We start from the raw sequence: 12901 nt of genomic DNA, 5'->3' as shown, positions 1-12901 counted from the left end.
AGCATGCCTTCCGTAACCCACGCCACCCGCATCGGCATGATCGTGCCGTCCTCCAACACCTGCCTCGAACCGCAAAGTTACCGGATCCTTGGCGACCGCGACGACGTCACCATCCACTTCGCCCGGATACCGGTCACGCGGATTGCCCTGGACAAGTCCTCGGACAAGCAATTCGATGCCGCCGTTATGCGCTCGGCCGCCGAACTCCTCGCCACCGCCGATGTGGACGTCATCGCCTGGAACGGCACCTCAGGCTCCTGGCTCGGCGCCGATCATGACCGCCAGCTCGTCGAGGAAATCACCAACGCCACGGGCATCCCGGCCACCACGTCCACCCTGGCGTACATGGAGGCGTTCAAGACCTTCGGCACCGAACGCATCGGGCTCTTCACTCCGTACACCGGGGACGTCAACGAACAGATCGTGGCGTCCTACCAACGTGACGGCATCAAGACCCTCGACCACCGGTTCCTGGGCCTGAGCGACAACGAGTCGTTCGCCCGCGTGGCAGATGACGAGATGCGTCCGGGATCGCTGGAGCTTGCGGCGTCCAGGCCGGACGCCATCATCTACCTCTGCACCAACCTCTACGGCGCCAACATCACCGCGGAAATTGAGGCCGAGACGGGCGTTCCCGTTCTGGACTCGGTGGCCGTCACGCTGTGGCATTGCCTCAAGATGGCGGGCGCCCCGGGGCTGGACCCGCGCTGGGGCAGGCTCCTCACCTCTGCCTGAGCCGGCGCTTCAGGCAGTCCCCGTCGGCTGCCGGGTCCCGGAGGACCTGGCAGCCGATTGTGACCGTCCGCCCGCCTTGACGTGCGGATCGTCACCCAGATAATCTCGAACTGCAAGAATGTTTTCTCACAATATGAAAACAACTGGCCCAGACATTCAAAGATGAAACGAGGTTGGACGTGGCTGCAGGAGAAGATACCTCCCATATCCTCAGCGGGTTGACAAACCAGCTGCCTGATCGTGATCCGGAAGAGACCGCCGAATGGCTGGAGTCCCTGGATGACCTGATTCAGGAACAGGGCACCGAGCGTGCCCAGTACATCATGCGCAGTCTGCTCCAGCGGGCCGGCGCACAGAGTGTGGGCGTTCCGATGGTCACCACCACGGACTACGTCAACACGATCCCGGTCGACCAGGAAGCCCCGTTCCCCGGCGACGAGGAGATCGAGCGGAAGTACCGGGCCTGGCTGCGCTGGAACGCCGCGGTCATGGTGCACCGGGCGCAGCGCGCGGATATCGGCGTCGGCGGCCACATCTCGACCTACGCGGGCGCGGCGACCCTCTACGAGGTCGGCTTCAACCACTTCTTCCGCGGCAAGGACCACCCCGGCGGCGGGGACCAGGTCTTCTTCCAGGGCCACGCCTCCCCCGGCATGTACGCGCGGGCCTTCATGGAAGGCCGGCTCTCCGAGGAGGACCTGGACGGCTTCCGGCAGGAGAAGTCCAAGGAAGGACATGCCCTCTCCTCCTACCCGCACCCGCGCCTCATGCCGGAGTTCTGGGAATTCCCCACCGTGTCCATGGGCATCGGCCCGATGAACGCGATCTACCAGGCGCAGTCCAACCGCTACCTGCAGAACCGCGGCATCAAGGACACCTCGGACCAGCAGGTCTGGGCGTTCCTGGGCGACGGCGAAATGGACGAGCCCGAGTCCCGCGGCCTGCTCCAGCTCGCCGCGAACGACAAGCTGGACAACCTCAACTTCGTCATCAACTGCAACCTCCAGCGCCTCGACGGACCGGTCCGCGGCAACGGCAAGATCATGCAGGAACTCGAGGCCTTCTTCCGCGGCGCCGGCTGGAACGTCATCAAGGTCGTCTGGGGCCGGGAGTGGGACACGCTCCTGGCCAAGGACGAGGACGGCTCGCTCGTCAAGATCATGAACGAGACCGTCGACGGCGACTACCAGACGTACAAGGCCGAATCCGGCGCGTTCGTCCGCGAGCACTTCTTCGGCCAGACCCCGCAGACCAAGGAAATGGTCCAGGACCTCACCGACGACGAGATCTGGAACCTCAAGCGCGGCGGCCACGACTACAACAAGGTCTACGCCGCGTACAAGGCCGCCACCGAGTTCAAGGGCAAACCCACCGTCATCCTGGCCCACACGGTCAAGGGCTACGGCCTGGGCACCCACTTCGAGGGCCGCAACGCGACCCACCAGATGAAGAAGCTCACCCTCGCGGACCTCAAGGCCTTCCGCGACCACCTGCGCATCCCGATCACCGACGAACAGCTCGAAGCCGACCTCTACCGGCCGCCGTACTACCACCCCGGCATGGACTCCCCGGAGATCCAGTACCTGATGGGCCGCCGGAAGGAACTCGGCGGCTTCGTCCCCGAGCGCCGGCCGGACCACGCTCCGGTGGAGCTGCCAGACCCCAAAACCTATGAGGTGGCCAAGCGCGGTTCCGGGAAGCAGCAGGCAGCCACCACCATGACTTTCGTGCGCCTGCTCAAGGACCTGCTCCGGGATAAGAAGTTCGGACACCGCATTGTCCCGATCGTTCCGGATGAATCCCGCACCTTCGGGATGGACGCGTTCTTCCCCTCGGCGAAGATCTACAACCCGGACGGCCAGGGCTATCTCTCCGTGGACCGGGACCTGGTCCTCGCCTATAAGGAATCGGCGCAGGGTCAACTGATCCACCCGGGCATCAATGAGGCCGGAGCGGTAGCGGCCTTCACCGCCGCGGGCACCTCCTACGCCACGCACGGCGAACCGCTGATCCCGATCTACGTCTTCTACTCCATGTTCGGGTTCCAGCGCACCGGCGATTCCTTCTGGGCCGCGGCGGACCAGATGACCCGCGGCTTCATCATCGGCGCCACCGCCGGCCGCACCACACTGACCGGCGAAGGCCTGCAGCACGCCGACGGCCACTCGCCCATCCTGGCCTCCACCAACCCGGCCGTCCTCACCTACGACCCGGCGTTTGGGTACGAGATCGGCCACATCATCCGGGACGGCCTGGAGCGGATGTACGGCCCGGACTCCACCGACCGGAACCTGATGTACTACCTCACGGTCTACAACGAGCCGATCTTCCAGCCGGCCGAACCTGAGAACCTCGACGTCAACGGTGTGCTGAAAGGCATCTACCGGGTGTCGGCGTCGGACATTGAAGGGCCCAAGAGCCAGATCCTGGCCTCCGGCGTCTCCGTCCCCTGGGCCCTCGATGCCCAGCGGATCCTCGCCGAGGACTGGGGCGTCTCCGCCGACGTCTGGTCCGTGACGTCCTGGAACGAACTGCGCCGCGACGGGCTCGCCGCAGAGGAGGACGCCTTCCTGAACCCGGGCCAGCCCGCCCGCGTGCCCTTCGTCACCCAGCAGCTCTCCGCCGCGACCGGTCCGATCGTGGCAGTCACCGACTACATGAAGGCCGTGCCGGACCAGATCCGCCAGTTCCTCCCGCACCAGTTCGCCTCGCTCGGCGCCGACGGCTTCGGCTTCTCCGACACCCGCGCCGCGGCCCGCCGCTTCTTCAAGAACGACACCCACTCGATTGTGGTGAAGACCCTTCAGCTGCTGGCCTCGCGCGGAGAGGTGGACGGCGGAGTGCCCGCCTACGCGATGGACCGCTACAAGCTCCTGGACGTCAATGCCGGGACCACCGGCGGCGCGGGAGGCGACTCCTGACCGGCGCGATACGGGAGCATGACGCACGACGGCGGTGCTCCTTGCTGCCGGCGCCGGGGCGCGGCTGGGGCTCGGGCCCAAGGCCTTGCTCCGGTTCCACGGCCGCACACTCGTTGAAGTGCTGGCAGACGTGCTGCTCGCGGGCGGCTGCCGGGAAGTCGTGACGGTGCCCGGCGCGGACGCGGCAACGGTCCGCGCCAGGGCAACGGGCGACGCCGGAGCGCGCTTTTCCTCCGGGCCCACCCGGGACCGATCGTCTTCGTGGACTGCAGCGACCTCTCCGGCGGCGAGGACCTCGACTCCCCCGAACAGCTGCACCTCCTCGATTAGGGTCAAGCTCAGCCGCCCCGCCGGTTCGCCCGCGTCCGGGGCCGCGGCCTAATGCTCCAGGCCGGGGGCCAACAGCTCCTGCAGGCCGGGCTTGAACCCGGCCCTGCCGCCGTGAGCGGGATGCCTGATTTTCGGCGCCGCCAGGCCGGTTCTCTGCAGGCTCCGGTGCGCCACGTTTTCCACCGCCACCACCGTCCGGATATCGAAGAGTTCCCGGAGGCCCTGCCAAAACGGAACTCCGACGGCGGTCTCCGTGAGGGTGGGTGTCCGGTTGGAGAGCGGACGCCCGGGGGCATGGGTGTGGAAGGGGCAGGCGTTCCACAGCAGCGGCAGGAAGTCAAGCTCCGCCAGGACCTGCCACATCACGGTGGCCGTCGGTTCCGACGCTCTATGTCTTCGGACCCGGGCGGAAGCACGTAGCCCTTCCCCGGCCCGAACAACCCAAACTCGTTGGCGGGGCCTTCGAGAATGGAGCGGTTGGTGAAGGGAATCCCGGTGATGCCCATGCCCCGGAAACCGGGCGCTTCGCCGAGCAGCAGCACCTTCGGGCGCCAGTCCAGCATTTCCTGCGGATAGAGCTCCAGGTTCCGGCGGCGCTGGGCATTTCCGGCAACGGCAGAATCAAAGAAGTTGTGGCACCCGGCCCGGTCTCCACGGACGCCAGCCGATCGACGAAGGCCCGGATCGCTGGATCGGCCATTCAGGGCGCTCCTTCCAGCATCCGGTGTGTGCCTGAAATCGTGGCCGGGTGCCCTGCCAAAGAGCATGTCCACCCTCCCCAGTGGGAGGGTGGACACGAAAGCCGCTCGACGCCGTCGGGAACCGTTAGGTCCGGCTCACGGGGTGGCCGGTGCGGGGGCAGCAGCCAGCGGCCAGCCGATGACCGTCTTGGGGCGCGGGGTGGCATAGGTCCGGACCTTTGAGGTGCTCAGCCGCAGCCGGACCAGCGCTTCAGCGATGGTGACGGCAGCCGCCACACCGTCCACCACGGGGACGCCGGCACGCTTCCGGATCTCCTCGTCCAGACCGGCCATGCCGCCGCACCCAAGGACAATGACTTCCGCCTTGTCCTCGCGGACAGCCAGCAGCGCCTGTTCGATGATGGCTTCCACTGCGCGCTCCGGCTCCTCCTCCAGTTCCAGGACCGCCATTCCACTGGCCCGGACCGAGGCGCACCGGGCGTCGAGGCCGGCCAGCTTCAGCCGGTCCTCGATCAGCGGAACGGCACGGTCCAGGGTGGTGATCACGGAGTACTTGTGGCCCAGGAACATCGCGGTGCTCGCGGCCGCCTCGGTGATGTCCACCACCGGAACGTCGAGGAGCTCCTGGAGCCCTTCGCGGCCGTGCTCGCCATAGCCGGCCTGGATCACTGCATCGAACGGCTCCGGATAGGACAGGACCTTGTCCATAACGGCGATCGCCGCGAGGTAACTTTCAAAGCTTCCCTCGCAGGAGTCCGCGCCGAAGCGCGGAGTGAGTCCCACGATCTCCGTATCCGGAAGCGCAACCTGGCGTGCCTGCGCGGCAATGGAGTCGGTCATGGACTGCGTGGTGTTGACGTTGGCTACAAGGATGCGCATGGTGCTTTCCCCTTTCGGGACACGTATTTCGGGACGGGTATTTCGGGACGGGTAGGTCAGTGCGTGCTGACGACGGCGATTGCCTCGCCGTCGACGTCGTCGAGCCGCTGGGACCGGTCCGAGACGGCGTAGTAGACCACCGCGGCGATGCCGGCCGCGACGAACCACGCGAACGGGGCGGCGGATTCCAGCGCCGGAACAAAGGCGATCAGCAGCGCGACGCAGGCGGCAGGCACCATGGCGATGATCGCCCGGGGGTTGACGCCCTTCTTGTAGTAGTAGGCTCCCGCCGGGTCCTCGGTGTAGAGCTCAATCACGTTGACCTTGCCGCGGCGCAGCAGCCAGTAATCGGCCATCACGACGCCGAACAGCGGGCCGAGCAGCGCTCCGAGTCCACCCAGGAAGTACACGATCACCAGCGGGTTGTTGTACAGGTTCCACGGCAGGATGATGAGGCCGATCGTGCCGCTGACCCAGGCCGCCTTGCGGAAATTCAGGTGCTTCGGGAAGAGGTTGGTCAGGGCATAGACGGGGGCCACAAAGTTGGCCATCAGGTTCACGGCGACGGTCAGGATCAACAGCGCAAGGCAGGCCAGGACAAGGAACAGCGTGTTCGGGATGGTCTGGACAATATCCGACGGGCTCTGGATGACCGTGCCGTTGATCTTGAACTGGCCACCGGCCATCACCACCACGATCGCGCCGAAGAGGAGCATGTTGATGGGGATGCCCCAGAAGTTGCCGCGCACCACGGCCTTCTTGGAAACAGCGGACCGGGTGAAGTCACAGAAGTTCAACACGAACGTTCCGTAAATGGCCACCCACAGCGCACCGCCGGCAAAGATGGTGCGCCACATTTCGGCGCCTTCGAGGGCGTTGTCCGCGGCCCAGGCGATGGAGCCCCCGGCTTCCACGAAGATCCAGATGGCGATTGCCGCCATGGTCACCAGGATGATGGGCCCGGCGAAGGCCTCGTACTTGCGGATCATTTCCATGCCGAAACTGACGATGACCAGCTGCACGATCCACAGGGACACGAACGAGGCCCAGCCCAACGTGGAGAGGCCGAGGATGGAGTCGGCGTCCAGCTCCCGCAGCGAGGGAACCATGGCCACGAGCATGACGCGGAGCACAACCGACGCCAGGTAGGTCTGGATGCCGAACCATGCCACGGCCACTGCCCCGCGCAGGAGGCTGGCGATCTGGGCTCCCCTGATGCCGAAGCTGATCCGGCTCATGACAGGGAACGGGACGCCGGTCTTTACGCCCATGAAGCCGGAGAGGCTGAGAAGCGCAAACAGGAGGACGGCTCCGACTCCCAGGGCGAGAAGGATCTGCCAGCCGCCCAGCCCGAGGGCGAAGAGTCCGATGGCAAAGGCGTAGTTTCCGAGGCTGTGGACGTCGTTGGCCCAGAGGGTGAAAATGCTGTAACTGGTCCAGCGGCGACCTTCCCGCCTCGTCGGGGCAAGGTCGATGTTGTAAAGGGTGGGGCTGATCGTTCGGCCGGAGGCGGCGCTGGCTGCATCGCAAAGCGCGTCCACACCCATGGAGGGGTGGGCTGCTTTGGTCAAGTCAACTGCGGTCTCGGTAGCCGGGTCGACCTCGGTCAACGGGGTCATCTGCATCGTGATCTCGCTTCTTGAAGATGTCTTCCATGCATTCCGCATTGGGATCCATGCCGGAAACTACCGGCAGGAGCGTCATTGCATTTATTCCACAATGCGGAAGATGGATATCGAGTAGTGAAATCACGGTATGACCTGGGTCACGCCTCAGTCAAGGATCGCCGGATCACGGCCTGTCACAAACGGTTGGGTCGACCCCCAGGCAGCCCGTTGTCTGCCCCACAAAGAATCCCTGCCGGGACAGCAGCACCTTAGCGGGAGCGGACCAGCCCTGCTTCCTTCAGGCCCAGATAGATCTTGTCCCGGGCGATCGGCAGCTCCGCGAACCGGACCCCCGTGGCGTTGCGGATGGCGTTGGCCAGTGCCGGCGCCACCGGATTGAACGGGCTTTCGCTCATGGACTTCGCACCCAGCGGGCCCAGTTTGTCGCTGGTATCGGCGAAGTACACCTCGCTGCGCGGCACGTCCGCGAAGGACGGGATGTGGTACTGCCGGAGGATGTCCGTGGTGACCCGTCCGCCGTCGTCCACCCTGACCTCCTCATACAGCGCGGCGCCCAGCGCCTGCGCGATGCCGCCTTCGATCTGCCCGCGGCACTGCCGCGGGTTGACCACCACCCCGGCGTCGGCAGCCTGGACGCTCTGCAGGATCCGCAGCTCGCCCGTCCCGGTGTTCACGGCCACCCGGAAACCGTGGACGTTGAACGCCACCGAACGCGGCGTCCCGCCCCAGCGCCCTTCGGCGGCGAGTTCGACGCCGGCGCGGGCGGCGGCGTCATGGATTTCGGTCAGCGGCACCCTGGTCCCCTCGCAGAGGACCGCGTCGCCGTCCAGCGTGCAGCCGGAAGCCTGGATCTTGCGGACGCCGGCGGCGAACGCCCGGATCCGCACCGCAAGTTCCTCGGCGGCAGCGAGTGTGGCCTTACCGGCCACCACGGTACCGGCGGAGCCGAAGGCTCCGGTATCGTGCTCGACCAGATCCGTGTCCGACTGCCGGACACGGATCCGGCCGGCCGTCGTGGCCAGGGCCGTCGCCGCGAGCTGGGCGTGCACCGTGGTGGTGCCGTTGCCGAATTCGGCGGTCCCGACGTCGGCCGCATACGTGCCGTCCGGCAGGAGCCGGAGCTTCGAATGGGCGAAATGACCTCGCGGCGGGACGGTGTCGATCATGGACAGCGCCGAGCCCTCCCCGGTGACCCAGTCCGGGCCAAGGTCGTCCAGACCTGCCGCGCGGTAGCGTTCGCGGCCCCGGTCCAGGGCGTCCGCGACGAGCCGCAGGCACTGGTCCAGCCCGTAGCTGCCGTAGTGCACGTCCTCCTCGGGTTCCGGATGCGTGGACAGCATGTCATCGCCTTCGCGGACCATGTTGCGGCGCCGGAACTCCATCGGGTCAAGGCCGAGTCCGGCAGCCAGCTCATCGATGGCTGACTCGATGGCAAAGATCATCTGACTCAGCCCGTAGCCACGGAAGGCCCCGGACGGCACAGTGTTGGTGTAGACGGCATGGGCGTCCACCTTTTTGTTGGCACATTTATACACACTCAGGGATTCGCCGCAGCCGTGGAACATCACTCCCACAGCGTGGTTGCCGTAGGCGCCGGTGTTGGTCAGCACGTCCAGCTGCAGGGCAGTGAGCCGGCCGTCCCGGCTGGCACCGGCCTTGAGCCGGATGGTGAACGGATGCCGCGTGGTGGCCGCCGTGAACTGTTCGGTCCGGGTGAACTCCAGCTGCACGGGACGGCGCAGTTTCAACGCGGCGAGCGCCACGATGTCCTCTGTGAGCACCTCCTGTTTGCCGCCGAAGCCGCCGCCAACCCTGCCGGCCACAACGTGGACCTGGTTCTCGGACAGCCCAAAAACCCTGCACAGCGTCCGGCGGACCAGGAACGGCACCTGGCTGGAGGTACGGACCTGCAGCCGGCCGTCGTCGTCGATCGACGCGATGGAGGCGTGCGTCTCCAGCGCCACATGCTGCACGCGCTGGGTACGGTACGTCTGCTCGTGGACGAAATCCGACCCGGCAAAGCCGGCGGCCACGTCCCCCAGCTCGGAATGCAGCTCCGCCACGACGTTCCGCTCCGGCCGGCCGATGCGCGCCATTGCCGCATCCTTGTCCCCGTGAATGGCCGGGGCTCCGGGCCGCAGGGCCTCTTCCGGCGTGAAGACGGCGTCCAGCACCTCGTACTCAACGGCCAGCGCGCGGACGCCGGCTTCCGCTGCGCTCACGGATTGGGCGACGACGGCGGCAACCCGCTGTCCGATGAACCGCACCACGTTATCCAGCACGCGGGTATCGTCCGGGTCGTCCGTGTAGAGCTCGTGCTGGGCCGTGGAGAAGAGCTGAGCCGGGGCATCCTCGTGGGTGAAGACGGCTTCCACTCCGGGAATCTGCAGGGCAGCCGTTGCGTCGATGGAGACCACCCGGGCGTGGGCGTGCGGCGAGCGCAGCAGCTTCAGATGAAGAAGCCCGGGGAGCTCGTCCGCGGGAACGTCGAGCGTGTAGCGCGCCGTGCCGGTGACGATCGCCCGGCTGGCGGGAGCCTGGACGTCGTCGCCGAGCTGGCCGGGACGCGGATCGGGCTGCCCACCACCCACGATCCTGGATCCCGGCCCCCTGGGGTCCGGGTGGCTGGAATCGCCGTGCCCTTCACGACCGCAGACGGAGTCCCCGCAGACGGCGTCCTCGATAGCCCGGTAGCCGGTGCAGCGGCACAGGTTCCCCTTGAGGTTCCGCGGCAGGTTCGCCATCTGTTCGTCATCGAAGGTGGCCACCGTCATCACCATGCCCGCGGTGCAGAAACCGCACTGGAAGCCTTGCCGGTCCAGGAACTGCTGCTGCATCGGATGGAGGTCGGCACCGGCGGCTGCTTCAGTGTTGGCCAGTCCCTCCACGGTGGTGACGGCATGGCCTTCCGCCCGGACGGCCGGATAGATGCAGCTGTGCACAGGGGTGCCGTCCACGTGGACGGTGCACGCCCCGCAGTCGCCGCCGTCGCAGCCCTTTTTGACGCCGAAGTTGCCCTGCTCCCGCAGGAACGTGCGCAGGCATTGGCCCGGGCGGGGTTCGGCCTGGGCCGGGGCGCCGTTGATTTCGATGGCCATGCTCAGGCCCTTTCCTTCGGGGATGCGGCCGGGGACGCATTCAGGGTCGGATTCACAAACGAATTCAGGGCAGGAGCCTGAGGGATTGATGCCTGCGGAGGCCAGAAGTCGCCGGAAACGTGCAGAGGCGTGTCGCCGGCCGGGGCTGAAAGTTCGGCGCGGATTTCTTCGGCCAGCCGGTACGTCATGTCCCGCCGCCAGGCAGGGAGCCCGTGGATGTCGTCGTGATAGAGCGCCTCCGGGATCGCGGTATCGAGGGCAGAGGCCAATGCGGCGGCGTCCGGTTGCGCATCGAACCGCAGCTGAATCGGCCGCTTGGTCGCTGCGGTGACGGTGAGCGTCAGGTTTCCGTCGGCGTCGAGCCTTCCGATCAGCAGCACCCCGGACCGTCCCAGGTTGCTGAGGGAGAGCCGGCGGAACGCCGCCCGCGAGGCGAGGGCCGACGCCGGAAGGTGCACGCTGCGCAGCAGCTCGCCGGGAGCCAGTGCGTTCCGCCCGTCCCCCGTCACGAACTCCGTCACCGGAACAGTGCGGCTGGCGCCGCCCGGGCCCAGGACGGTGGCCCGGCCGTCCAGCGCGGCGCACAGTGAAATCATGGGTCCGGCGGGCAGTGCGGTGCAGAGGTTGCCGCCGACGGTGGACATGTTCCAGACCTTGAAGGAGGCCACGAACGAGTCGCAGCAGGGGCGGATGAGGGCAAGGGCGGGCCAGGATCCGGTGTAAATCCCTAGCCCGGGATCATCCGGGAGTGCATACAGTTCCGCGACGGTGCACGTTGCCGCGAGCTCGAGGCCCTCCCCGGTGACCGTGACGGCAGGCCATCCGGTGGAGCCCAGGTCCAGCAGGCGCTTCAGCGGTTGCTGGCCGAACGCGTAGCTGCCGTAGGAGAACAGGACCGTGCCGCCGGCGAGCCAGGCATCGCCGTCGCGCCATTCGGCCGGGTCCGCGGTGGGGACAACGGCCTCAATGGTGTTCATGTCCATGCGATCTCCTGATGTGCTGTTTCTGAGTGCCCGGCTTCTGAGTGCCCGGCTTCTGAGTGCCCGGCTTCTTTGCGCTTGGCTTCTTTGTGCTTGGCAGCGGTGCTGCGTCCGGCGGAGCGGTGGATGGGGCCGCTCCCGTCTTTCAGCGGAGCGCAGGCGGCGGAAGGTGAACCGCCGGCCCTCTGGTTGCGGCCGGCTATCAGCTCGGCCGTGATGGAGACGGCGACTTCAGCGGGGGTGACGGCTCCGAGATCAAGGCCGATCGGCGAATGCAGCCGTGCCAGCCGCTCCGGCACAACCCCCGCTTCGAGCAGCGAGTCGACCCGCTGGCGGTGGCTCCGCCGGGATCCCATGGCCCCCACGTACGCCAGCTCCAGGCCGAGGGCGGTCCTGAGCAAGGGGACGTCGAACTTGGGGTCGTGGGTGAGGACGCATACCACGGATCTGCCGTCCACCCGGCCGGCCGCAGCTTCGGCGGCAAGGTAGCGGTGTGGCCAGTCGGTGACCACCTCGTCTGCCACACTGAACCGCTGCTGCGCCGCGAAGGCTGGCCGGGCATCGCACAGGGTCACGCGGTAGCCCAACAGCTTCGCGGCGGGAAGCAACGCGGCGCCGAAGTCGTTGGCGCCGAAAACCAGCAGGCGCGCAGGCGGCAGACGGCTTTCCACCAGTAACGTGACGGGCTCGGTGTGCGGCAGGGTGAACACCGGGGCCACCGCATCCGGCTCCCCCATGCCAACTACCCGGCTGGCGCAACCATCCGCAGGCGCCAGCCACACCAGGCCCGTGTCCCCTCCCCGCAGGAGGGGTTCAAGCTGAGCCGCTGCAGCCAACATTGCGGAAGCGTCGCCGTGCACGCTGAGTCCCAGCAGCGCCGCGAGTTCGGTGGAGTGCGCCGCGGAAAAGGCGGCCGGATCGGGAACTACCATGGCGCCTCCGCCGTGCGCATCCACCCTCCGGATCAGCGCCAGCGCGCCGTCAGCGTTGGCCGGGAAACCCCGGAGCGCCCCCAGCTGCAGGGCGCCGGAGCGGGACCCGAGTGGCTGGATGTGCACAACAAGCTCTCCCCCGCAGGTGAGTCCGACGGCGAATGCGTCCTCGGCGCTGTACCCGAAAGTTTCAAGGCGCGAACCGCCGTCGCGCATGGCTTCCAGCGCCGCCCCCACCACGGCGCCTTCAACACAGCCGCCGGACAAGCTGCCCAGCACCTCGCCGGATTCGGACACCACCATGGACGTGCCCAACGGCCGCGGCACGGACCCGCTCGCCGAAACGATGGTGGCCACGGCGCACTGCTGCCCGGAATCCGCGGGGCGCCATTCGTTCAGTGAAGGCATCAGGTCCAGCATGGCGGCACAGCCCTTTCCCGCGGGGTCCTGTCCCTGGTTTCAGGGAGGCAGTCCTTCTGACTCTTCAGCCGGATTTCCAGGTCCGGGCCGAGTGCTCTCGTGCCCATATTCTCGTTCCTATCGTGAGCAGTGGGAAGCATCAGCAGGGGTGGCACCTGCGTCAATTTGGTTTCCTGTGTCAATTTCGTTTCAGCGTGATGGACGCGGGCAGGCTTCACGCTCCTGCCCGCGTCCTAAGCGGATCCGGCCGCCGGCCGCCGCACGCCGGGCCCGCACT

At 67.1% G+C, this 12901-nt stretch carries 8 protein-coding genes and 1 pseudogene; 3 read left to right on the top strand and 6 right to left on the bottom strand.

Annotation, left to right across the window (positions count from 1 at the left end; genetic code table 11):
* Positions 1–3: 3 nt before the first annotated feature.
* From ACQCSU_RS00130 to ACQCSU_RS00120, 3 genes are all read left to right on the top strand, one after another.
* Positions 4–735, top strand: coding sequence for a maleate cis-trans isomerase family protein (locus ACQCSU_RS00130; protein ID WP_426977511.1), 732 nt, complete (start codon positions 4–6; stop codon positions 733–735).
* Between the two features lie 179 nt (positions 736–914).
* The gene (gene aceE, locus ACQCSU_RS00125) at positions 915–3656 is read left to right on the top strand and encodes a pyruvate dehydrogenase (acetyl-transferring), homodimeric type (protein ID WP_426977509.1); all 2742 of its coding nucleotides are present in this window, start codon (positions 915–917) and stop codon (positions 3654–3656) included.
* Between the two features lie 34 nt (positions 3657–3690).
* Positions 3691–4038 (top strand): NTP transferase domain-containing protein, encoded by a 348-nt coding sequence (locus ACQCSU_RS00120; RefSeq protein ID WP_426977507.1) that lies wholly within the window; start codon positions 3691–3693, stop codon positions 4036–4038.
* Here ACQCSU_RS00120 and ACQCSU_RS00115 read toward each other — a convergent pair.
* The 6 genes and pseudogenes from ACQCSU_RS00115 to ACQCSU_RS00090 form a co-directional block, all read right to left on the bottom strand.
* A pseudogene (locus tag ACQCSU_RS00115) lies at positions 4035–4686 on the bottom strand (uracil-DNA glycosylase). The gene ACQCSU_RS00120 and the pseudogene ACQCSU_RS00115 sit on opposite strands and share 4 nt — an antisense overlap.
* Positions 4687–4822: 136 nt before the next feature.
* Positions 4823–5566, bottom strand: coding sequence for an aspartate/glutamate racemase family protein (locus tag ACQCSU_RS00110; protein WP_426977505.1), 744 nt, complete (start codon positions 5564–5566; stop codon positions 4823–4825).
* Positions 5567–5622: 56 nt separating this feature from the next.
* A complete protein-coding gene (locus tag ACQCSU_RS00105) occupies positions 5623–7185 on the bottom strand; it encodes an NCS1 family nucleobase:cation symporter-1 (protein ID WP_426979893.1) in 1563 nt (520 codons plus the stop codon).
* Positions 7186–7442: 257 nt separating this feature from the next.
* Positions 7443–10292, bottom strand: coding sequence for a molybdopterin-dependent oxidoreductase (locus tag ACQCSU_RS00100; RefSeq protein WP_426977503.1), 2850 nt, complete (start codon positions 10290–10292; stop codon positions 7443–7445).
* A 2-nt stretch (positions 10293–10294) separates the two neighbouring features.
* The gene (locus ACQCSU_RS00095; protein WP_426977501.1) at positions 10295–11275 is read right to left on the bottom strand and encodes an FAD binding domain-containing protein; all 981 of its coding nucleotides are present in this window, start codon (positions 11273–11275) and stop codon (positions 10295–10297) included.
* On the bottom strand, positions 11266–12624 hold the full coding sequence (locus tag ACQCSU_RS00090) for an XdhC family protein (RefSeq protein ID WP_426977499.1): 1359 nt from the start codon (positions 12622–12624) through the stop codon (positions 11266–11268). Before ACQCSU_RS00090 ends, ACQCSU_RS00095 begins: the two co-directional genes overlap by 10 nt.
* Between the last annotated feature and the right edge of the window lie 277 nt (positions 12625–12901).

This window comes from Pseudarthrobacter sp. O4 (assembly GCF_050157025.1).
Lineage (GTDB): Bacteria > Actinomycetota > Actinomycetes > Actinomycetales > Micrococcaceae > Arthrobacter.
This window is presented reverse-complemented; position numbering and strand designations above follow the sequence as displayed.

Coding starts and splice junctions, on each gene's coding strand:
- ACQCSU_RS00105 (WP_426979893.1), bottom strand. CDS start 7,185: ATGACCCCGTTGACCGAGGTCGACCCGGCTACCGAGACCGCAGTTGAC.
- ACQCSU_RS00110 (WP_426977505.1), bottom strand. CDS start 5,566: ATGCGCATCCTTGTAGCCAACGTCAACACCACGCAGTCCATGACCGAC.
- ACQCSU_RS00130 (WP_426977511.1), top strand. CDS start 4: ATGCCTTCCGTAACCCACGCCACCCGCATCGGCATGATCGTGCCGTCC.
- ACQCSU_RS00090 (WP_426977499.1), bottom strand. CDS start 12,624: ATGCTGGACCTGATGCCTTCACTGAACGAATGGCGCCCCGCGGATTCC.
- ACQCSU_RS00100 (WP_426977503.1), bottom strand. CDS start 10,292: ATGGCCATCGAAATCAACGGCGCCCCGGCCCAGGCCGAACCCCGCCCG.
- ACQCSU_RS00095 (WP_426977501.1), bottom strand. CDS start 11,275: ATGGACATGAACACCATTGAGGCCGTTGTCCCCACCGCGGACCCGGCC.